Genomic DNA, 19,555 nt, shown 5'->3' on the forward strand with positions numbered 1-19,555 from the left:
CCCCGGGGGCCTTCCCTGGGAGCGGTGGAGCGGGGGCGCGGCGGGATGGATTTCAAGACGGTGGCGATCCTGATCGGCCTCGCGGTGGCGACCGGCGCCCTCGTGCCCGCCGTGATGACGGCGCGCCTGCCCGAACCCGCCGCCCCGGCGATCCCCGTCGCGGCGGGCCCCGCCACGGTCGCCCTGCACGCGGTCGGGAACGGCCATTTCCTCGCCGACGTCGTCGTCGAGGGCCGCTCCCTGCGCATGGTGGTCGATACCGGCGCGACGCTCTGCGCTCTGTCGGAGGAGGATGCCGGACGGCTCGGGCTCCGCCTGCAGCCGGGCGACTTCACCCGCGAGGTCGCGACGGCGAACGGGATGGTGCGGGTCGCGCCGGTGCGGCTCGCCCATGTCCAGATCGGTGGGATCGGCGTGCGCGATGTCGAGGCCGTGGTCATCCCCCGCGGGCGCCTCGGCACCAGCCTGCTCGGCATGTCGTTCCTGAAGCGCCTGCGCGATTTCAGCATCGCGGGCGGGCGGCTCACGCTGCGGGGCTGAGAGCGGGCGCGCAGAGGCCGGGCGGGTGACGGCACTTCGCGGAACCGGAACCCGTCCGCCGCTTCGGTGTGCCGGCGTCGGAGGGCACCGAGCGCCAGCGGGCGACCCGGAGCGGTCACGCCGCCTTCAGCCACGTCCGCAGGAGTCCGGCGACGATCCCGAGCGAGAGGACGCTGCCGGCCCACAGCGCGACGAACCAGGCGAGCCGGCGCCAGACCGGCACCGGGTGCTCGGGCGCCGATCCGTCCTCCATCAGTGGTATCCCGCCGCGTCGACCTTCCCGCGGAAGACCCAGTACGAATAGGCCGTGTAGATCAGGATGATCGGGATCAGGACGGAGGCGCCCACGAGCAGGAAGATCTGGCTCGCATAGGGGGCGGCCGCCTCCCAGATGGTGACGCGCCCCGGCACGATGTCGGGGAAGATGCTGATCCCCAGCCCGACGAACGAGAGCAGGAACAGGCCGAGCGCCAGCAGGAACGGGGATCGCTCCGCTCCGCTGCGCAGCAGGCGGAAGAACAGGAACGAGGCCACCGCGACGAGGAGGGGCACCTGGGCGGTGAGCAGCACGTTCGGCATCGTGAACCAGCGCTCTCCATAGGGGCCGTTCAGGAACGGCGTCGCGGCGCTGACCGCGGCGATGGCCGCGACCGTGGCGGCACCGAGCCAGAGCGAGAACCGGCGCGCCCGATCCTGCAGGCTCCCCTCCGTTCGCATCACCAGCCAGGTGGCCCCGAGGAGGGCGTAGCCGCAGACGAGCCCGGCGCCGACGAGCAGGCTGAACGGGGTGAGCCAGTCCCACCAGCCGCCGGCATAGGCGCGGCCCTCGACCTTGATCCCCTGCAGCAGCGCGCCGAGGGTGATGCCCTGGGCGAAGGCCGCGACGACCGAGCCCCCGGTGAAGGCGACGTCCCAGAGCGCCCGATGGCGCGGGTCGCGCCAGCGGAACTCGAAGGCGACGCCGCGGAAGATCAGCCCGAGCAGCATCGCGATGATCGGCGTGTAGAGCGCCGGCAGGATCACCGCGTAAGCCAGCGGGAACACCGCGAACAGGCCGCCACCGCCGAGGACCAGCCAGGTCTCGTTGCCGTCCCAGACCGGCGCGATGGAATTCATCGCCGTGTCACGCTCGCGGCCCGGCTGGAAGGCCGGGAACAGGATGCCGATGCCGAGGTCGAACCCGTCCATCACGATGTAGGCGAAGACCGCGAAGGCGATGATGAAGGCCCAGACCACCGTCAGGTCGATATTGGCAAGCATGATGGCGTCCTCACTCGGCCAGGTGGAGGGTACGGCCGGACCCGACCGCGGGGGCAGGCGTGATGCCCGCGGTGCGGATCGGCGCTCCGGGCTCGATCCCGTGCTCGCCGCGGTGGGGCGACTTCGCCATCAGGTGCAGCATGTAGAGGATGCCCATCCCGAACACCGCGAAGTAGATCACCACGAATGCGATGAGCGACGCGGCGACGGCGGGCGCGGAGAGCGGCGAGGCCGATTCCGCGGTGCGCAGGAGGCCGTAGACCGTGAAGGGCTGGCGCCCGACCTCGGTGGTGATCCAGCCGGCCACCACCGCGACGAAGCCGGCCGGCCCCATGGCGAGGGCAAAGCGGTGCAGCACCGCCCACTCGTAGAGCTTGCCCTTGAACCGGGCGAACAGGCTGACGACGCCGAGCAGGAGCATCAGCATGCCGAGGCTGACCATCACCCGGAAGGACCAGAACACCACCGGCACGGGCGGCCAGTTCTCCCGCGGCACGGTGTCGAGGCCCTTCAGCGGCTCGTTGAGGCCGTGCTTGAGGATCAGCGAGGACAGTTTCGGCACCTCGACGGCGTACCGCACCGTGCCGGCCTCCTGATCGGGCAGGCCGAACAGGATCAGCGGGGCCCCGTCGGGATGGCTCTGGAAATGGCCCTCCATGGCCATGACCTTGGTCGGCTGGTGCTCGAGCGTGTTCAGGCCATGGGCATCGCCGGCCAGGATCTGAATGGGTGCCACGACGGCGATCATCCCCATCGCCATCGAGAACATCGTCCGCGCACCCTCGTTGGTGCGGTCGCGCAGCAGGTGCCAGGCCCCGACCGCGCCGACCACGAGGGCCGTGGTCAGGTAGGCGGCCAGGACCATGTGCACGAGCCGGTAGGGAAAGGACGGGTTGAAGACGATGGCCCACCAATCGGCCGGCACGAACTGACCGGCGGCGTTGAAGGCGTAGCCCTGCGGCGTCTGCATCCAGGAGTTCACGGAGAGGATCCAGAACGCCGAGAAGAACGTCCCGATCGCGACCATGAGCGTGGCGAGGAAGTGCAGCCTCGGCCCGACCTTCGTCATGCCGAACAGCATCACGCCGAGGAAGCCGGCCTCGAGGAAGAAGGCCGAAAGCACCTCGTAGGCCATCAGGGGCCCGAGCACCGGCCCGGTCTTGTCGGCGTAGACCGACCAGTTCGTCCCGAACTGGTAGGACATCACCAGGCCGGACACGACGCCCATGGCGAAGCCGATGGCGAAGATTTTGATCCAGTACCGGAACAGGTCGATGAACACTTGGCGGCCGGTGGCCAGCCAGAGTCCCTCGAGCACCGCCAGATAGCTGGCCAAGCCGATGGAAAAAGCCGGGAACACGATGTGAAAGGCCACCGTGAACCCGAACTGCCACCGTGCGAGCAGCAGGGCGTCAACATTCGCCAGCATGTGGGCCACCTCTTGGGTCTTGTGATGCGGCTGAGGGAAGCGATGGTCGGACCACCGGTGAACCATCGCCCCGCCGGGGCGGGAGTGCAACGCGACGGGCGCTGGCTGGGATGTCAGCAGGGGCGCCGCAAAGGGCGCAAGCAGGCGCGCGAACAGGGGCGCTCCTGCCAGAAGCGGCGCCGGGGCGAGCGGCGACCGTTGCCACCGCCCGGGGCCGACGGCTCAGATCGGCCCGGGGCCCCGGGCCGGACCGGTCATTCCGCCGCCTTGGGGCCCGGGCCCGGCGCGTCGGCACGCGCGAGGCGGCCTTCGCCAGCCTTGTTGATGTACTGGCTGGCGATGAAGAGCCCCTTCAAGGGCCGGATGACCGGCACGCAGGCCAGCAGGAGGAGCGGGAGCGTCAGGACCGCGTGGATCCAGAGCGGCGGCTCGTAGGAAAGTTCCAGCCAGATGCCGAAGGCCGTGACCGGGAAGGCCATCGTCATCATGATGAAGAAGGCGGGCCCGTCCGCCGGGTCGGCGAAGCGATAATCGAGACCGCAGGCCTCGCATGAAGGCTTCAGGGTGAGGAACCCGTCAAACAACCGACCCTCTCCGCAGCGTGGGCAGCGGCAACGCAGCCCGACGGAGAGCATTGATGGATCGCTTGTCCGATCGCTTGTCCTTGGCATCGTCCGCTTTCCCGATCCGCCCACCGTCCCCAGGGGCCTCGAAACACACCTTGAACGCTGCGAATGTGTGGCCTAAATCTCCATACATTCGCGGAAAAATCGTGCCACTTTGACGGCGCGACCCCAGACAAAGCTGCGTTTTGCCCGGTCTGTATGTTGGGTGTGTCCATACGCCATCGCGAGAACAAGGGTCAATGATGGAAAGTTGGAACCCGACAATCGTGGGTGACGCAGGGCCGAAATACCTCGCCATCGTCAAGGCACTGGCGGAGGACATCCGCGCCGGCCGCCTGCCGCCGGGGGTGCGCCTGCCACCCCAGCGCACCCTGGCCAAGCAGCTCAACGTCGATCTCACCACGGTCACCCGCGCCTTCAACGAGGCCCGCCGGACCGGGTTGATCGATGCCACGGCGGGAAAGGGCAGCTTCGTACGCAGTCCGGCCGCGCCGGCGGCGGAGATGCGTCGGCCGCCCCCGCCGGGGCGCCTCGACTTCAGCATGAACATGCCGCCCCAGCCGGCGGCGGCGCGTCTGAGCGAGCGTATGGAGGCGGGCTTGGCGCATCTGGCCGGCACGCCGGGTTTTCTCCACCGGATGCAGTATCAGGAGAGCGCCGGGAACCTCGCGGACCGCGCCGCGGCGGCGCAGTGGCTCGGCCGCCGCCTCGGGACCTGTTCGGTACAGCGCGTCCTCGTGGCGGGCGGCGCCCAGGTCGTCCTGGTCGCCGTGCTTGCCGCCCTCCTCAAGCCCGGCGACGGGCTGTGCGTGCCGACCCTGACCTATCCCGGCCTGCGCATGGCCGCCGAGCGCCGCGGCGTCCGCCTCATTCCGGTGGCCTGCGACGCAGACGGGCTCGACCCGGACGCGTTCCGGGAACGCTGCCAGACCGAGGCGCCGCGGGCCTTGTACGTCGTGCCGACCCTCGACAACCCGACGACCGCGACGCTGCCGCGGGCGCGGCGGGAGCGCATCGCCGAGATCGCCCGCGCGCACGGCGTCGCCATCATCGAGGACGACGCCTACGGCGCCTTGCCGGCGGAGGCCCCGGCGCCCATCGCGGCCTTCGCCGGCGACATCACCTGGCACATCGCCACCTTGTCCAAATGCGTCAGCCCGGGCCTGCGCATCGCCTATGTCGCGGTGCCAAGCACCCACGAGACGGTCCGGCTCGCCGCGGAATTGCGGGCGATCAACATGATGGCCTCGCCGCTCACGGCGGCGCTCGCCTCGCACTGGATCGCCGAGGGCGCGATCGAGGCCATCGCCGCGGCGATCCGGGAGGAGAACGGCCTTCGCCAGGCGGTCGCCCGCGAGGTCCTGCAGGATCTCGAGATCCGGGCCCAACCCTGCGGGCACCACCTCTGGCTCCGGCTTCCCGAGCCCTGGCGGCGCGACGCGTTCGGGGCGCATGCCCGTCAGCTCGGATTGTCCGTCATCCTCAGCGATGCCTTCGCGGTGGGGCCGGCCCCCGAGGCCCTCCGGGTCTCCCTGGGCGCGGCGCCCGATCTCGAGACCCTGCGGTACGGGCTCAGCCTGCTGGCGACCCTGCTGGCGCAGCCCCCCGGCGCGGTGTCCACCGTTGTCTGACGTGGCGGGCTCCTCCGGCAACCGGGACCAGGCGGGGCGCGCGACGCGCCCGTGGCGCCCGTTCGCCTGGATCCCGCGGACCCGGGTTCCGGCGACCTTCTTCGGGATGGTCCTGGGGCTCTGCGGCCTCGGCAATGGCTGGCGCACCGCCGCGCGCCTCGGGCTCTCCCCCGCCTGGATCGGCGAGGTTCTCTCCTTTCTCGGCATCGCGGTCTGGGGGGCGTGGCTGGCCCTCTACGCCGCGCGGTGGCTGAACGACCGGGACACGGTGCTCGTCGAGATGCGCGATCCGACCTCGTCGTTCTTCGCCTCGCTGGCGCCTGTCGCCACGATGATCGCGAGCGTCGGCCTCGCGCCGCATTGGCCGGGCGCGGCCTGGATCATGGCGCTGGCGGGGCTCGTCGGGGCGACGCTGTTCGCCGTCTGGGGCGTGGGGGGCCTGTGGCGGGGCGACCGCGCCTTCGAGGCGACGACGCCGATCCTCTACATGCCGACAGTCGGCGGGGGCTTCGTCGCAGCGATCACCTGCGCCGCCTTCGGCATGAAGGAATTGGGCCTGCTCTACTTCGGCGCCGGCCTCCTGTCATGGCTGACGCTGGAATCGGTCGTGATCCATCGGCTGATCCTGCAGACCCTGCCCGTGGCGTTGCGGGCCTCGCTCGGGCTTCACCTCGCGCCACCCGCGGTGGCCTGCGTCGCCTACCTCGCGGTCACCGACGGGCCGCCCGACCGCCTCGCCCAGATCCTCTTCGGCTACGCCCTGCTGCATGCCCTGGTGATGGTGCGGCTGGTGCCCTGGCTGCGCCAGCAGCCGTTCTCGCCGGCGGCCTGGGCATACACGTTCGGCGTCTCGGCCCTCCCCCTCGCCGCGTTGCGCCTCACCGAACGCGGGCTGGACGGGCCGAGCGCGGCTTTGGCCGTTCCCCTGTTCGCCGCGGCCAACCTGATCATCGGCTGGATCGCGATCCGGACATTCGGTCTCCTGCTGCGCGGGAAGCTGCTGCCGATCCGCTCTCCCTGAGGGCGTCCCGCGTGCGGTAGGTCCGCCGCGCTGTGCGCTCGGTCTTCAGCGAGGAGAAGAAGCTCTCCATCGCCGCATTGTCCCAGACGTTGCCTGACCGGCTCATCGAGCAGGTCACGCCGTGCTCGGCCATCAGGCACTGGAAAGCTTCACTCGTGCCTTGGGCGGATTCATACCAAATCCGGTTGATCCCTTCGGGATGGCAGATTTGGTATCAGAGGCGGCAAATCCGGACCTGCTCAGCCAAGTCTCCTGACCGTCCACAAAAACGGGGCAATCCCCGGTTCCCTTGCATCGCTCCGGCCCCGCGGGAGAGCGGTCCCCCCCGATCAGGCGGGCGGGCGCTCCGGCGTCGGCCCCTCGGAGACGGTCCCCTCTGAGGGCCTCTCCAAAGGTCGCTCCTCCCAGGAGCCTCCCAGGACCTGGAGCAGCAGGGCCGTGTCGGTGAGGCGCTGGGTCTGCACCGAAAGCCGGGTGAGGCTGGTGGAGGCGAAGCGCGTCTGCGCCAGGAGCAGGTCGGTATAGGGCAGGCCCCCGGCCCGGTACTGGATCTGGATCGCGTCGAGGGCCTGGCGGGCGAGATCCTCGGCCTGCGTCGCCGCCGTGAGCCGGCGGGCATCGGCGTCGAGGGCGGTGAGCGCGTCGGCGACCTCGCGCAGGGCCGTGAGCACGGTGGCGCGGTAGCCGGCCCGGGCGCCCTCGTAGGCCGCGAGGGCGCCCTCCTGGCGCGCCGCCCGCGCGCCGCCGTCGAACAGGGGCTGGACCAGCCCGGCGGCGGCGGCCCAGCCGCTGGCCGCCGCGAGGCCCGCGAGGGTGGCGGTGCTGGTGCCGAGACGGGCGGTCAGGGTGATCTGCGGCAGGCGGTCGGCGATCGCGACCCCGATCCGCGCCGAGGCGGCGTGCAGCTCGGCCTCGGCGACCCGGATGTCCGGGCGCTGGGCCACGAGGGCGGCGGGCAGGCGCACCGGCACCCGGCGCGGCAGGGGCAGCTCGGCCAGCCCGAAGCCCGGCGCCTCGTAGCGGCTCGGCGCCTGCCCGGTCAGGGCCGCGAGCTGGTGGCGGGTCTGGGTCCGCTGCGCCCGCAGGGCGACGAGGGTCCCCTCCTGGCCGTGGATCAGGCTCCGCTGGGTCAGGACGGTGGCGACCGGCTCGGCGCCGGCGGCCTCGCGGACCTGGATCAGGTCGAGCTGCTCCCGGTAGCGCCGCAGGATCGTCTCCGCGACCGCGATCTGGGCGGAGAGTCCGGCCTCCTGGATCGCCGCCGTCACGATGGCGCCGCTCAGGGTCAGGGCCGCGGCGCGCAGGCGCTCGGCCGTCGCCCCCTCGAGGGCCGCCTGGGCCTCGACGCCGCGGCGCAGGCCGCCGAACAGATCGACCCCGTAGCTGGCCGCGAGGTTGGCGCCGTAGAGGCCGAACACGCTCCCGCCCCGGACGGGACCGCTCCCCCTGCGGTCGAGGCCGCCGGAGAGTTCCGGCAGCAGGCCGGCCCGGGCGGCGTCGGTCTGGCTGCGGGCCTCCCGCAGGGCCGCCTCGGCCTGGGCGAGGCCGGGATTGGCGGCGAGGCCCTCGCGGACGAGGCCGTCGAGGCGGCGTGACCGGAACAGCCGCCACCAGGCCGCCGGCCCCTCCGCCCCGTAGGCCAGGACTCCATAGGATAGCACCTGCGCGCCGCCCGGGGCGTCGAGGCGCACCGGGTCGGGCTCCGCCCCGTAGCGGGACAGGGCGGGAGGGCGAGGGGGCCGGAAATCCGGTCCGACCATGCAGCCCCCGCCGGACAGGAGCAGAGCGAGGGCCGCGAGGCGACTTGTGATCCGGATCCGTGTCATCGCGTCAGGGCCTCGACGGGGTCGATGCGCGCGGCCCGGCGGGCCGGGAGCACGCCGGCGGTGATGCCGGCCAGACCCGCGCTCAGGATCGCGGCGGCCACCAGTTCCCAGCCGAAAGCCAGCTGGATCGGTGCCCCGAAAGACAGGGCGGCCTGGGCGAGACCGAGGGCCAGGACGGCCCCGAAGCCGCCGCCGGCCGCGCAGATGACGAGGGCCTCGATCAGGAACTGGCGCATCACGTCGCCCCGGCGTGCGCCCAGCGCCATGAGCAGGCCGATCTCGCGGGTCCGCTCCGCCACCGCCACCAGCATCATGTTCATCACGCCGACGCTGGCGATCAGCAGGGAGATCGTCGCGGTGGAGACGACGAGCAGTTCGAAGACCGCGTTGGAACTCCGCATCATGCTGCGGATCTGCTCGTTGGCGAACAGCGTGAAATCCGTGCGCCCGTGCCATGCGGTCAGGAGCTTGCCGACGGCCGCCAGGGCGATGTCGTGATCGACCGCCTTGGAGATCTGCAGCGTGATGCCGTCGAAGAACGGCTTGGCCGAGATCCGCTGGAGGAAGGTGGTGTAGGGCATCGCCGCGAAGGGAGTCCGGCCGTAGCGCGAGTTGAACGGCACCTGCGCGACCCCGACGACGCGGGCCGGCGTCGAGCCGGCCAGGATCAGCGTCCCGAGGGGATCCTCGCCGGGTCGGAACAGCTCCGCTCGCGCCTGCGTGTCGATGACGATCTCGGCCTGGGCCGTCCGCAGGGCGGCCTCGCTGAAGGCGCGGCCCGTCGGGACCGGGATCGACTGGAGCCGGAAGAAGTCGGGCGCGGCCCCCACCAGCGAGGCCTTCACGACCCGGCCCCCGTTCCGCAGGGTGGCCGTGGGCAGCATCTGGCTCGGCGAGACCCCGGTGATGAAGGGCAGGGCCGCGAGCCGCTCGACATCGGCCGTGGTCAGCGAATCGACCGGGGGGGCCGTGCGCACGGCCAGGGGCGACCGGGAGAAGATCTCGACGACATTCTCGCCGAACTGCGAGAGCTGCGCCATGACCTGGCGCTTCGCGCCCTGTCCGATCGACACGGCGAGGATCACCGCCGCGACGCCGATCACGAGGCCGAGCACGGTGAGACCATTGCGGAGGCGGTGGGCGCCGAGGGTGCGGAAGGCGCTGCGGAACGCCTCCAGGCCCTGCCGGGCGCCGCGTCCCGGCGTGGGGGCGGGCAGGGCCCGGAGCGGGGCGGCCTCCCGCGCCCGGCGGACGCGATCGGACACGATCCGGCCGTCGGCGATCTCGACCACCCGATCGGCGGCATCCGCGACGGAGGTGTCGTGGGTGACGATCACCACGGTGTGGCCCTCGTCGCAGAGCGTGCGCAGCAGGGCCATGATCTCGCCGGTGGTGCGGCTGTCGAGGGCGCCGGTCGGCTCGTCGGCCAGAATGATGCGGCCCCCGTTCATCAGGGCGCGGGCGATGCCGACGCGCTGTTGCTGGCCGCCGGAGAGCTGGGCCGGCCGGTGATCGAGGCGCTCGCCGAGCCCGAGCCGCTCGAGCAGGGCCGCCGCCCGCCCCCGGCGGGCGGCCACCGGCACGCCGGCATAGATCGCCGGGATCTCGACATTGGCTTGGGCGCTCAGGCGCGCCAGCAGGTTGTGGCTCTGGAAGACGAAGCCGAAGCTGTGCCGGCGCAGGGCCGCCAGTCCGTCGGGATCGAGGCCGGCGGTGTCGCGTCCGTCGATGCGGTAGCGGCCCTCGCTCGGGCGGTCGAGGCAGCCGAGCAGGTTGAGCAGGGTCGACTTGCCCGAGCCCGACTGGCCGACGATGGCCACGAATTCTCCGGCCCGGATCGCGAGATCGATCCCCGCCAGGGCGGCGACGGTCTGGTCGCCCATCCGGTAGGTCCGGCGCACACCCTCCAGCCACAGCAGCGGCGCCTCCTCCGCCCCGGCCGGCAGGGGGGCGGGCGAGGAGAGGGGAGAGGGGGAACGGGGTGCGGCCGGGATCACAGCGGGAACCTCGGGATGCCCGCGGCATCCTGCGGGCCGGCGACGACGACCGCCTCCCCGGGGGCGACCCCCTCGACGATCTCGACATCCATGCCGTTCGTGATCCCGGTCTTCACCGGCCGCTCCTCGGGGCGGCCATCGCGGCCGAGCAGGGTCAGCAGGCCCCGCCCTTCGCCGGTGCGCCGCAGGGCGGCGGCGGGGACGAGGGCGGCCTGGGTGGCGCGGGCCAGGACGAAGGAGATCTGCGCGGTCATCAGGGGGCGCAGCAGGCCGTCCGGGTTGGCGATCTCGAAGCGGGCGTTGAAGTAGATCGGCGTCTCGGTGCTCTGGCTCGCGCCGGCGCCCTGGCTCGCCGCGCTCGTCTCGGCCAGGATCTGGTCCGGGGCCGGGTCGATGCTCCGCAGGCGCGCCTCGTAGCGGCGGCCGGGCTGGGCGGCGGAGGTCAGCACCACCGGGGTGCCGGGCTGGAGACGGCCGATATCGGCCTCCGACACCCGGGCCTTGACCGACATGGTGGTGAGGTCGGCCAGCTTGACGATGGTGGGGGCGGTCTGGGCCGAGATCACGGTCTGGCCCTGGCGGGTGATCACCGCCACCACGGTGCCGTCGATGGGCGCGGTGATGCGGGTATAGGCGAGGTTGGCCCGGGCGATCCGGACCTCGACCCCCGCCCCGTCGATCTGGGCCTCGAAATTGGCGAGATCGGCCCGGGCGATGGCGTGGCCCGCCTCGGCCGTCTCGTAATCCTGCCGGCTGCCGGCCCGCCCGGACAGGATGTCGGACTGGCGCTTGTGAGCGAGCTCGGTCTGCTTGAGGGTCGCGCGGGCGCGGTCGCGCTGGGCCTGGAGGGAGGCCAGGGTGGCCTGCGCCTTCTGGACCGCGTTCTCCTGGGGCACCGAATCGATCTCGGCGAGGAGCTGACCGGCCTTGACCCGGTCGCCGAGGCCCGCATGCAGAGCGACCAGGCGGCCGGAGACCTGGGCGCCGACGCTGACGAGCTGCGTCGGCTCGATCGTGCCGTTGGCCAGGACAGTGTCCTCGAGATCCCCGAGGCGGACCGGCAGGGTGATGAGGCGGGGGGGCTGTTCGGAGAACCCGGGCGCCCCGGCCCGGACCGCCACGACCGCCAGGGCCAGCCCGACGGTCCCCGTCAGGGCGAGGAAGAGTTTCGCGCGGCGTTGCAACGGTCGGTTGGCTCCAGGGGACGCGAGGGGGAAAATCCCGGCGAAACGTCTCGGTGACGGGACCATCCCGGCGACGCGTCGACGCCGGGGCCGTGATGCGCCCGTCCGAACGGGCGCAATCTGCGTCTCCGCAGGGACCCGACGGCGATCCGCGATCTCCGCAAGAGGCCGGTCCGAAGCGGGGCCAGGGAAGGCGGGACAGGCTTGCTGCGGATCGGGCTCCCCATCGCGTCGACGCATCGCAGCGGCCGGCGATGTCGGACGCGCTGCCTTCGCTTTGACGAGCGAACTCCGAAAACCGTCAGTGCCGTTGAATCACTTTTTGTGGTCTCAGGCCGACCCCGGGGCATCCGCATCGCGCGCCGGTCGTCCCGCCGATTCATGGCGCGATCGAGGGGGCCGCCCCGGCGCGAGGCGAAAACGGAGCCCCAAGCGGCCGAGCGCGCCTGGGTGGGGGCCGAGCGGAGCCCGCGACGGGTCTTGCCGCTCTTGCCGACGGGTCTTACCGCCCTTGTCGACGGGTCTTGCCGCCCTTGCCGAGATGTGGCGCATGTGGGTCGTGCCCATGCCGGCCTTGCCCGCGACGGCACCAAAATCGATCCGTCAGTGCCCTGTTCGGCGAATCTCGTCCGCGGCGACCGCAAGAGCCCTCTGTTCCAGGATCGTGAACGGGCTGATCAGAGCCACCGGCCTTGGGAGCCCCCCATAAAACGCCCGGTCGCCGACCGTTCCCAAGTGGGGGCCGTGACGACAGCGGGGGTGTTCTGAGAGTCATGGCGTGGGGCGCGGCTGTCCAGCGAACCCGCCAAGGACGTCCGGACAGGCCACCGACACCGACCGCCCGGCCGTTCGATCGGCACTGCGTCTTCGAACGTTTGGGCGGAGTGCCCATACTGTGCGACCGGTGCGGTCAATCCCCCGGACGGCCGCGCCGACTTTCATCACAAGCCGGCATGGCTGCAATCCGGATAGGTTTATAAACCCGAAAACCAGTTGTATCCCTGATTCTCCCAATATCCTCCTGGGTAATCATTGGTCACGGTGATGGCCATGATGTGCTTGGGGTTCTTGAAGCCGAGTTTGGTCGGGATGCGCAGCTTGACCGGGAAGCCGTATTTTGGCGGCAGCGGTGCGCCGGCGTATTCGAGGGCGAGGATCGTCTGAGGGTGCAGCGCGCTGGGCATGTCGATGCTCGTCCAGTAATCGTCCCCGCAATCGAACCGGACGTAGCGGGCCGTCAGATCCGCTCCGATCCGCTCGAGGAACGTTCGGAACGGAACCCCGGACCAGTGCCCGATGGCGCTCCAGCCCTCGACGCAGACATGGCGGGTGATCTGTCCCTCCTGGGGCAGCGCCCTGAGACGGTCGAGCGTCCACGGTGTCCGGTCGGACACCAAGCCAGACAGGTCGAGCTTCCAGGTGGTGCCGTCGATCACGCGGATCTTGCTTGCCGGATAATAGGCGTTGAACGGGAAGTCCGGGGTGATGTCCGCGACGTCGAAGGTCGGCGCCAGGCGCGTGCCGCCGAACAGAGCGGCCTGGAGGCGATCGTTCAGGCGCGAGAACCCGCTGAGCACCCCCTCCACCTGAGGGTTGTCGGAGAGGTCGCAGCCGCCCAGGGCGAGGCCGCTGGCCGCGACGAGCCCGCCGCGCAGGAAGAGGCGCCGGTCGGGCCGGACGAGGCGCCCCGTGCGGGGCGTGGGGGCGGCCGGTCGGAAACGATCGAAGAGCGTCATGGCGTCACCGGGCATCGGAGCCGAACTGGATCTCACGGCCGACGATCATCGCCGGCAGCGTCCGTGGGACGAGGAGCACGAGGGCGAGATGCAGAGCCACGAAGGCGGTCAGGCCGGCCATGGCCAGGAAATGGACGATCCGCGCCTGATCGTATCCGCCCATCAGCGCCGTGAGCGGAGCGAACTGGACGGGCTTCCAGATCGCGAGGCCGGAGAGCACGATGACGAATCCGACCAGCAGGACGCCCACGTAGAGAAGACGCTGCACGGCATTGTAGGCGCCCGGCTTGTGGGGAAGCCGGAAGGTCAGGGCCGCCACGAAGTCACGTCCGATCTCGGACGGAGACAGGGGCGTGAGGCGGCGCCGCAGGTGACCCGAGGCGAGTCCGTAGCTTAGATAGACCAAGCCGTTGGCAACGAGCAGCCACATCGCCGCGAAATGCCATTGCAGGGCCCCGCCGAGCCACCCACCCAGGGTGATCGCCTTCGGAAACACCCAGTCGCCGAAGATCGGCGAGGCGTTGTAGATGCGCCATCCGCTCGTGATCATGATCAACATGGCCAGCGCGTTCACCCAATGGGTGATCCGCACGACGAGGGGGTGGATCGGGCGCTCGGCCCGCCGTGACGGAGAGGACATGGGAACCTTCCTGCGAGGCGGCCGATCGACGGTTCCCCGCGCTTGAGGGTGTTCTCAGGCTGCGACGGGCATGCGGTCCCGGGGGAGGCGCCGATGCCCCCATGCGAGAGAGAGTTCTCGCGAGAGGAAGTTCGCCGGCTGGGCCACGCGGTTACAGGTGCGGGTGCGCTTTTCGGTCCGGCGTCGCAGGCACGCCGTCACGCGTCCGGTGTTCGGATCACGCGGTCCGGTCGAGGAGGCGGCCACCGAGGAGGCCGTTGAGGCCGACGACGACGAGGACGGCGACGAGATGAACCAAGAGGTCGGTCGCGGTGGCGTCATGGGGATGGAACGGCACCAGGAGCGCCGCGGCGGCCGCGGCGGCCGCGAGTCCGCCCAGCGCCGCCGTCAGGTTCGGGCGGAGCGGACAGGCCCGGCGCAGCATCGTCACCAGCACCACCGAGAGCGGCAGCGACACGCCCATCAGGAAGGCGAAGCAGCCGCGCATCTCCTCGGGCTCCGCGAGGTTGGCGGCCGGCGCGATCCACGATCGCAAGCAGCCGAGACCGCTGAACCCCAGCCACAGGACGAGCGGCGGGAGCGGAAGGAGGGACCAGGCCGGACTGCGCCCCGGCACGCTGCTCTGGAACGCCGCGAAGGCCGCGCTGACGGAGGTCAGGAAGGCGCACAGGGCGGCGTAGCGCAGATCCGGCACGCCGAGGCGGTCCCCCATCCCGCCGAGATCGGCCATGGGCAGGAGGATCGCGCCCAGGACCAGCACCGCGCACCCCCAAGCCAGGGTGCGCAGGGCCGGTCCCGGCAATCGGCGGACGGGCGTGAGCGACCGGGCCAGATCGTCGACGAGGTCCGTGACACGCTGTTCGTGGCTGGCCGGATCAGGCATCCGTGCCCTCCTTGGCGGATGAGAGGGAGTTGCGCAGAGCCTTGAGGGCCCTGTGGAAATTGACCTTCAGCGCGCCCTTCGTCCGTCCGGTGGAGGCGGACGCCTCGTCGAGCGACAGTTCGCGCAGGGCGATCTGTTCGATCGCTTGGCGCTGCCCCTCCGGCAACCGCGCGACGGCGGCCGCGAGGAACCGGCCCCGCTCGCGGAGATCGAGAGCCTGTCCGGGCAAGGGGCTGTCATCGACGCCCGCCTCGTAGGCGAGCGGATCGTGGACCTCGCGCGGGCTTCGCCCGGTCCGTCGCAGGGCGTCGATCGCCCGCCTTTGGGCGATGGCGCGCAACCACGGCAGGAAGGGCCGGGCCGGATCGTAGGTGGCGCGGGCCCGATGGACGGTGAGAAGCGTCTCTTGGACGACGTCGTCGACGGCGCATCCTCGCACCCCCTTGGCCCGCACCATGGCGGCGATCACGGGGACGCAGTCGCGCAGGAGGGCGCGATAGGCCACGGCATCGCCGTTCTGAGCCGCCTGCATGGCCGCTGACAGCGACGCCTCTCCCGATGACGCCTTCGACGGGGCGGGCATGGACAGGAAGGTTCCGGAGGCCATGGGGACGGGCCGGCAGAACGAGCGGCCCGGACGGGCCACCCGCCCCGCGCTGTCGCGGACGAGCCTACTTCTTCATCGAATCCTTGGCCATGCCGTCCTTGCTCATGCCGTCCTTGGCCATCGAGTCCTTGGCCATGGAATCCTTCGCCATACCGTCCTTGGCCATGCTGTCCTTGCTCATGCTGTCCTTGGCCATGGAATCCTTGGCCATGGAATCCTTGGACATGCCGTCCTTCGCCATGGTCTCGGCCGCGAGAGCGGGCGCTGCCGCAAAGGTCGTGGCGAGGACGAGGGCGGAGGCGATGCGCAGGAACGTGCTCATGGGGTGATCCTTCGTGGCGGTGCCGCGCCGAGGGGTGGCACTGCACTCGGTTTCGCCGGCAGGCCCTTCGCGGTTACACGTCGCGAAGACCTTTTTCGCCGCCCCACATCCGGCCGACGATCCGGCACCGACCGAGCGCGTCATGGGTCGAAGCGTCAGAACCCGGGCGTGAGACGGGCGGCCCCGGCGATCCGGCCGTCCGGTTACTGCACGATCACGGCGCCGTCCTGTCCGGATGGCTCGGAAACGAACTGCGCAAGGACCTGAAGGCGGGCCCGGAAACCCGCACCGCCTTCCGCGCCAAGCACCTCACCCTCGAGATCGGCCTCGCGCCAATGCCGATTGCTCGTCGGGTGCCGCGTTCTGGCCGCAGGGGGGGGGGCGAGCGCCCGTAAGCACTCGGTGACGGCCGCCTTGTGCGGGTCGTGCTCTGCTCTGGATACAGGAAGTGGCGTCGGATGGCGCTGTATCGGCCCTGTGTCTGGTCCTATGACCACCCCTCACATCGTTGTCGCCGGCACGCGCCGAAGCTGGTCGCCCGAGCAGAAGCGGGCCATCCTGGCCGAGGCGGACGATCCCGCCACGACCGCCTCGGCTGTGGCGCGTCGGCACGGCCTGCATTCCAGCCTGCTGTTCCAGTGGCAGCGCGCCGTGCGGGCCGAGCAGCAGGCCCGCACGACCTCCGCCCGGCCGGCCTTCGTCCCGCTCGCGCTGCCGCCTCCCGCCTTCGCGCCCGCCGAGAGGCCGGCCGGGCTGGGCATGAACGAGATCGAACTGGCCGGCGGCCACCGGCTGCGGGCCGAGGTCGGGGCGGCCAAGTGCGATGCGTGCTGCTGCGGCAATGCTGCGCTTGCGCTCACTCTCTTGCTTGCGGACAGGCACACAGCCGCTCGAAAGGCGAAACTTTCGGCTGCTAAGCGCTTGTTGCTAAACCAGAAAGACGGTGCCGCAAGAGGGATTCGAACCCCCGACCCCCTCATTACGAATTTCGTTCGTCCTCGGTCTTCGTCGGAAATAGCGTTCGTTTGCAAGGCGTTGACGTAATTCGCGCCTTCTTTGACGGGATAGGCCGAACCGGCGGAGTGGTCACATCAGGCGCGGTTGCTCGTTCGGCGTTGCGGCGGCCCTGATTCGGCGTTGGTCGAGATCACAATCGGCGAACAGGTCTTTGAACGGTCGGCGCCTCAATCCTCGGTAGGGTCGGCGCCGATCGCTCACCACCATCTCGGCGACCGTCCTGATCACGGTCGATTCGAACGACCCGATGATGGTTCTGCCGCAGGATGTCCGACGATCGGACGTTCTCTGGGTCGAGCGTGGCGGATGATGCGACGGCGTCCCTACCGGAGCCAACAACAGCGTCCGTTGCATGTCTGGGGCCGCCGAGGCGGCCAATCTTCATGGAGCCGGACACGAGGCCACGAACGAGGGACATCGGTGTTCCGCGTCCTCTCCTTCGTTCCGGTTCATCTCCTCTTCGCCGGTTGATCTCCGGAGTCGGCGGAGCCGCGAGGCGCCGTCGAGTTCGGAGGTCGATCGGCTCGCGGACCGCCGACGAGCGCGTCAGCGCGAGGAAAGCGGGCCGCGACTGAATCGTCGTCTCCCTGGGAGGTGTCCTTCTATGACAACGAAGGACGAGGGGTAGCTGTCCGCCTTCGGCCGCCAGCGACCCCATGTGACGAGCCGCGCCCTCGGCCACCCGAAACGGGCGTCCCAGGGCACAACTCGTCACCGAAGGAAACAAATCGACATCCCTCGTCGCCCGATATAGATTAAATCCGTCCGCTTTTGCTTTATATAGACACGCGGCGGACGGATTTAATCAGAGACAACACTCGAAGATCCCAGAATCATGAACCTGAAAATCTACAGCGGCGCACCTGGAAGCGGGAAAACGCTTTCGGTCCTCAACGATGTCGCCGATACGCCGGGGCGGTACGTCATCGCCGTGCCGCGCAAGGAACTGGCCGAAGAGTTCGGCGCCTACCTGCGGGAGCGCCTCGACGCGAAGACCCGCAGCGCCACCGTGAAGACGATCCACTCGGGCCAGACCGGCTTCCGCGAAGGCGTGGTGCGCAGGATCGAGGAGGCTGTTCGCGACCATGCCGACAGCGCGCACTGCGTCCTCCTCATCACCCACGAAGGGTTCCTCGGAAGCGATCCGGTGCTCTTCGAGCAGAGACACGGGCAGTTAAGCTCCCTCGTCGTACCTCAATCACCGCTGTCTGGCCTCGGCGAAGCTAATTGGTTGTAGAACGATTCATGCCGATCAATCAGCGCGAGCAAGTCCGCCAAAAGGCACTGGCTGAGATCGCCCTCCTCGACACGCCGCCTGAGCGCGAGTTCGATGTGCTGGCAAAACTCGCGCAGCGCATGCTTGGCACTGGCATGTCTTCGATCACCCTGGTTGCCCCAGAGCGGCAGTGGTTCAAGGCTCGCTGCGGTCCCCTGGCACCCCAAACCGCGCGGGCTCAGGCGTTCTACCCTGTCGTAGTCGAGACCGAAGCGGCGCTCACCGTGGCGGACGCCCGGCTCGACCCCCGTTTCGCCGAAAGCCCGTTCGTTACAGGCGCACCGAACATCCGCTACTACGCGGGTGTCCCGGTTCGCATCCAGCAGCCCGATGGAGACCGAGTCGCGATCGGCACGCTCTGCGTCCTCGACGAGCGACCGCGTGAGCCAACTCCAGCCGACTTAGAGGTCCTGGAAGAGTTGGCCTGCGTCGCCGAGGCCCTAATCGAGGCGCGGGCTATCGCTCTTCGCGCTGCCGGGGCTGCTGAAGATCAGCGTCTGGCTGTTGAACGGCTCGAACGCGAGCGTCGACAGTTCAAGCAGGCCGAGCGCATGGCCGACATGGGATCGTACCGTTACGACATCGACAGGCAGATCACCGCTTGGTCGGACGGCGTCTTCGCCATTCACGAGCGGCCCGTCAGCGGCGGCGTGCCGACCGGCGAAATCATGAACCACTTTCCCGAACCAGACCGTACCATGTTCATCGCTGCGGTGATGCGGACGCTGGACACGGGCGAGCCGTTCGAGATGGACGCCGATTTCGTAACCGCCAAAGGCAACGCGCGGCGCGTGCGATGCTCCTGCGAGATTGAGTTGGCCCAGGGTAAGCCTGTAGCCCTAATCGGTCTGATCCAGGATATCACCGAACGGTACGACTTGGAGCAGCGCCTGCGCCACCAAGCCCGTACCGACGATTTGACCCAACTTGCCAATCGAGCAGAATTTAATCGTGTTCTCGATGCACGGCTGCGCGAAGCGCGATCTGTGAACAGCGATGTGGTGGTGCTTCTGATTGATCTCGACGGGTTCAAGGGCGTCAACGACGTCCTCGGACATGCGGCGGGAGACGCGGTACTGCGCCGCGTCGCTGATCGTTTGCGTGCCTCCTGTAACGGCGGGTGTCGTCCAGCGAGGCTGGGAGGCGACGAATTCGCGGTCGTCATGTCCGCCGATCTCGATCGCGCCGGTGTTGATCGGAAGGTGCGACGCCTCCTGCACGACCTTGAGATCGTCATGGACGGACAGGGCCATATCGCCCGAGTGACAGGATCAATCGGCATCGCGTGGTCGAAGGCAGCCGGACAAGACCGGGAAGTGCTCCTGCGTCAGGCCGATGCCGCTCTCTACACCGCCAAGCGCGCCCGAAAGGGAACGGCACAGACCTACCGGGTCGATGCCGACCAGGGGGCATGTTCTCTCACGTGGGCGTCGGTAACGTTAGGGTCAAAATCCAACCAGCTTGACTTTGCGAGCGACTGCTAGGGGTGGGGAGCGGACCCTGACCCTTCGCCCTAAAGCGGACGTTCGTGGATGGGCAATCTGACCCAGTGTGGGACCG

The 19,555-nt window shown here is 69.9% G+C and carries 18 protein-coding genes and 1 pseudogene; 6 read left to right on the forward strand and 13 right to left on the reverse strand.

Annotation, left to right across the window (positions count from 1 at the left end; genetic code table 11):
• The first annotated feature begins 45 nt into the window (after positions 1-45).
• Positions 46-540 carry a retropepsin-like aspartic protease family protein gene (locus LW587_RS09020; protein ID WP_232629249.1) on the forward strand — a complete coding sequence of 165 codons (495 nt, stop codon included), beginning with the start codon at positions 46-48 and terminating at the stop codon, positions 538-540.
• A 115-nt stretch (positions 541-655) separates the two neighbouring features.
• Here the strand turns inward: LW587_RS09020 and LW587_RS09025 are convergent, their stop codons facing one another.
• The 4 genes from LW587_RS09025 to LW587_RS09040 all read right to left on the reverse strand — a co-directional run bounded on the left by LW587_RS09025 (position 656) and on the right by LW587_RS09040 (position 3,864).
• The gene (locus tag LW587_RS09025; protein ID WP_232629250.1) at positions 656-793 is read right to left on the reverse strand and encodes a DUF2474 domain-containing protein; all 138 of its coding nucleotides are present in this window, start codon (positions 791-793) and stop codon (positions 656-658) included.
• Positions 793-1,800, reverse strand: coding sequence for a cytochrome d ubiquinol oxidase subunit II (gene cydB, locus LW587_RS09030; protein ID WP_232629251.1), 1,008 nt, complete (start codon positions 1,798-1,800; stop codon positions 793-795). The genes LW587_RS09025 and cydB overlap by 1 nt, the downstream gene beginning before the upstream one ends.
• A gap of 10 nt (positions 1,801-1,810) precedes the next feature.
• Positions 1,811-3,229, reverse strand: coding sequence for a cytochrome ubiquinol oxidase subunit I (locus tag LW587_RS09035; protein ID WP_269780319.1), 1,419 nt, complete (start codon positions 3,227-3,229; stop codon positions 1,811-1,813).
• A 254-nt stretch (positions 3,230-3,483) separates the two neighbouring features.
• Positions 3,484-3,864, reverse strand: coding sequence for a DUF983 domain-containing protein (locus LW587_RS09040; protein WP_232629252.1), 381 nt, complete (start codon positions 3,862-3,864; stop codon positions 3,484-3,486).
• 230 nt (positions 3,865-4,094) lie between these two features.
• On the opposite strand from LW587_RS09040, the gene LW587_RS09045 reads away from it, so the two are divergent.
• Complete coding sequence (locus LW587_RS09045) at positions 4,095-5,486, forward strand: aminotransferase-like domain-containing protein (RefSeq protein WP_232629253.1); 1,392 nt, start codon at positions 4,095-4,097, stop codon at positions 5,484-5,486.
• 1 nt (position 5,487) lies between these two features.
• Complete coding sequence (gene tehA, locus LW587_RS09050) at positions 5,488-6,507, forward strand: dicarboxylate transporter/tellurite-resistance protein TehA (protein WP_442919107.1); 1,020 nt, start codon at positions 5,488-5,490, stop codon at positions 6,505-6,507.
• Here tehA and LW587_RS09055 read toward each other — a convergent pair.
• From LW587_RS09055 to LW587_RS09095, 9 genes and pseudogenes are all read right to left on the reverse strand, one after another.
• Positions 6,503-6,679 (reverse strand): annotated as a pseudogene (locus LW587_RS09055) (IS3 family transposase); the annotation flags it as partial. The gene tehA and the pseudogene LW587_RS09055 overlap by 5 nt on opposite strands.
• 157 nt (positions 6,680-6,836) lie before the next feature.
• A complete protein-coding gene (locus LW587_RS09060; RefSeq protein ID WP_232629254.1) occupies positions 6,837-8,333 on the reverse strand; it encodes an efflux transporter outer membrane subunit in 1,497 nt (498 codons plus the stop codon).
• On the reverse strand, positions 8,330-10,330 hold the full coding sequence (locus LW587_RS09065; protein ID WP_232629255.1) for an ABC transporter permease: 2,001 nt from the start codon (positions 10,328-10,330) through the stop codon (positions 8,330-8,332). The genes LW587_RS09060 and LW587_RS09065 overlap by 4 nt, the downstream gene beginning before the upstream one ends.
• A complete protein-coding gene (locus tag LW587_RS09070; protein WP_232629256.1) occupies positions 10,327-11,514 on the reverse strand; it encodes an efflux RND transporter periplasmic adaptor subunit in 1,188 nt (395 codons plus the stop codon). The genes LW587_RS09065 and LW587_RS09070 overlap by 4 nt, the downstream gene beginning before the upstream one ends.
• Before the next feature lie 974 nt (positions 11,515-12,488).
• Positions 12,489-13,250, reverse strand: a complete 762-nt coding sequence (locus tag LW587_RS09075) for a molybdopterin-dependent oxidoreductase (protein ID WP_232629257.1) — start codon at positions 13,248-13,250, stop codon at positions 12,489-12,491.
• A 4-nt stretch (positions 13,251-13,254) separates the two neighbouring features.
• Positions 13,255-13,890, reverse strand: coding sequence for a cytochrome b/b6 domain-containing protein (locus LW587_RS09080; protein WP_232629258.1), 636 nt, complete (start codon positions 13,888-13,890; stop codon positions 13,255-13,257).
• A 217-nt stretch (positions 13,891-14,107) separates the two neighbouring features.
• Positions 14,108-14,773 carry an NrsF family protein gene (locus LW587_RS09085; RefSeq protein WP_232629259.1) on the reverse strand — a complete coding sequence of 222 codons (666 nt, stop codon included), beginning with the start codon at positions 14,771-14,773 and terminating at the stop codon, positions 14,108-14,110.
• The gene (locus LW587_RS09090) at positions 14,766-15,380 is read right to left on the reverse strand and encodes a sigma-70 family RNA polymerase sigma factor (protein ID WP_442919106.1); all 615 of its coding nucleotides are present in this window, start codon (positions 15,378-15,380) and stop codon (positions 14,766-14,768) included. The genes LW587_RS09085 and LW587_RS09090 overlap by 8 nt, the downstream gene beginning before the upstream one ends.
• A gap of 64 nt (positions 15,381-15,444) precedes the next feature.
• A complete protein-coding gene (locus LW587_RS09095; RefSeq protein ID WP_232629260.1) occupies positions 15,445-15,702 on the reverse strand; it encodes a pentapeptide MXKDX repeat protein in 258 nt (85 codons plus the stop codon).
• Positions 15,703-16,191: 489 nt separating this feature from the next.
• Here LW587_RS09095 and tnpA point away from each other — a divergent pair, with 489 nt between their 5' ends.
• The 3 genes from tnpA (at position 16,192) to LW587_RS09110 (ending at position 19,479) form a co-directional block, all read left to right on the forward strand.
• On the forward strand, positions 16,192-16,746 hold the full coding sequence (gene tnpA, locus LW587_RS09100; RefSeq protein WP_232629261.1) for an IS66-like element accessory protein TnpA: 555 nt from the start codon (positions 16,192-16,194) through the stop codon (positions 16,744-16,746).
• 808 nt (positions 16,747-17,554) lie between these two features.
• Positions 17,555-17,956 (forward strand): hypothetical protein, encoded by a 402-nt coding sequence (locus tag LW587_RS09105; protein WP_232629262.1) that lies wholly within the window; start codon positions 17,555-17,557, stop codon positions 17,954-17,956.
• A gap of 8 nt (positions 17,957-17,964) precedes the next feature.
• Positions 17,965-19,479, forward strand: coding sequence for a diguanylate cyclase domain-containing protein (locus LW587_RS09110; protein ID WP_232629263.1), 1,515 nt, complete (start codon positions 17,965-17,967; stop codon positions 19,477-19,479).
• The last annotated feature ends 76 nt before the right edge of the window (positions 19,480-19,555 follow it).

This window comes from Methylobacterium sp. Leaf118, from assembly GCF_920984675.1.
In the GTDB taxonomy this organism is placed as follows: Bacteria; Pseudomonadota; Alphaproteobacteria; order Rhizobiales; family Beijerinckiaceae; genus Methylobacterium.

What these genes read in the sequence shown, in the direction of transcription:
- cydB (WP_232629251.1), bottom strand. Translation starts at nt 1,800, where the DNA reads ATGCTTGCCAATATCGACCTGACGGTGGTCTGGGCCTTCATCATCGCC.
- LW587_RS09045 (WP_232629253.1), top strand. Translation starts at nt 4,095, where the DNA reads ATGATGGAAAGTTGGAACCCGACAATCGTGGGTGACGCAGGGCCGAAA.
- tnpA (WP_232629261.1), top strand. Translation starts at nt 16,192, where the DNA reads ATGACCACCCCTCACATCGTTGTCGCCGGCACGCGCCGAAGCTGGTCG.
- LW587_RS09090 (WP_442919106.1), bottom strand. Translation starts at nt 15,380, where the DNA reads ATGGCCTCCGGAACCTTCCTGTCCATGCCCGCCCCGTCGAAGGCGTCA.
- LW587_RS09025 (WP_232629250.1), bottom strand. Translation starts at nt 793, where the DNA reads ATGGAGGACGGATCGGCGCCCGAGCACCCGGTGCCGGTCTGGCGCCGG.
- LW587_RS09020 (WP_232629249.1), top strand. Translation starts at nt 46, where the DNA reads ATGGATTTCAAGACGGTGGCGATCCTGATCGGCCTCGCGGTGGCGACC.
- LW587_RS09060 (WP_232629254.1), bottom strand. Translation starts at nt 8,333, where the DNA reads ATGACACGGATCCGGATCACAAGTCGCCTCGCGGCCCTCGCTCTGCTC.
- LW587_RS09035 (WP_269780319.1), bottom strand. Translation starts at nt 3,229, where the DNA reads ATGCTGGCGAATGTTGACGCCCTGCTGCTCGCACGGTGGCAGTTCGGG.
- LW587_RS09095 (WP_232629260.1), bottom strand. Translation starts at nt 15,702, where the DNA reads ATGAGCACGTTCCTGCGCATCGCCTCCGCCCTCGTCCTCGCCACGACC.
- LW587_RS09105 (WP_232629262.1), top strand. Translation starts at nt 17,555, where the DNA reads ATGAACCTGAAAATCTACAGCGGCGCACCTGGAAGCGGGAAAACGCTT.
- LW587_RS09085 (WP_232629259.1), bottom strand. Translation starts at nt 14,773, where the DNA reads ATGCCTGATCCGGCCAGCCACGAACAGCGTGTCACGGACCTCGTCGAC.
- LW587_RS09075 (WP_232629257.1), bottom strand. Translation starts at nt 13,250, where the DNA reads ATGACGCTCTTCGATCGTTTCCGACCGGCCGCCCCCACGCCCCGCACG.
- LW587_RS09040 (WP_232629252.1), bottom strand. Translation starts at nt 3,864, where the DNA reads ATGCTCTCCGTCGGGCTGCGTTGCCGCTGCCCACGCTGCGGAGAGGGT.
- LW587_RS09080 (WP_232629258.1), bottom strand. Translation starts at nt 13,890, where the DNA reads ATGTCCTCTCCGTCACGGCGGGCCGAGCGCCCGATCCACCCCCTCGTC.
- LW587_RS09110 (WP_232629263.1), top strand. Translation starts at nt 17,965, where the DNA reads ATGCCGATCAATCAGCGCGAGCAAGTCCGCCAAAAGGCACTGGCTGAG.